Origin of the sequence: Streptomyces sp. GbtcB7 (assembly GCF_019091445.1) — a bacterium.
GTDB classification, from domain to species: Bacteria; Actinomycetota; Actinomycetes; order Streptomycetales; family Streptomycetaceae; genus Streptomyces; species Streptomyces mirabilis.
The window spans coordinates 1-294 of record NZ_JAGXJM010000239.1 but is presented as its reverse complement, the minus strand read 5'-3'; the positions used below and the strand labels follow the sequence as shown (position 1 = coordinate 294).

The following is a 294-nucleotide window of genomic DNA, read 5'->3' as shown; positions in this document are numbered from 1 at the left end:
ATCGCACCCCAACTGCGCGACGGGCCCGTGCCCCGCCAGGACCCGGAGCAGGTCGTCGGCTACGACCCCGGTCTGATGGCGGCGTTCCAGCGGGGGATCGGGCTCGCGGGGGCCCAGCACGCCGGGGAACGGCGCACGGAGGCAGCGCACAGCGGAGCAGCGCACTTGGAGCGGCCGCACCCCGATCTGCCGCACTCCGACCCGCTGCGCCCGGACCTGCTGCACCGGGCCCCGCCGCACCCGGACCTGCGCCACCTGGACCCGTTGCCGCCGCTGGATGTGATCCGTGTCGAC

The 294-nt window shown here is 75.9% G+C and carries 1 pseudogene; it reads left to right on the top strand.

Annotation, left to right across the window (positions count from 1 at the left end):
• Nucleotides 1–294, top strand: a pseudogene (locus KVT44_RS55975) (ATP-binding protein); the annotation flags it as partial.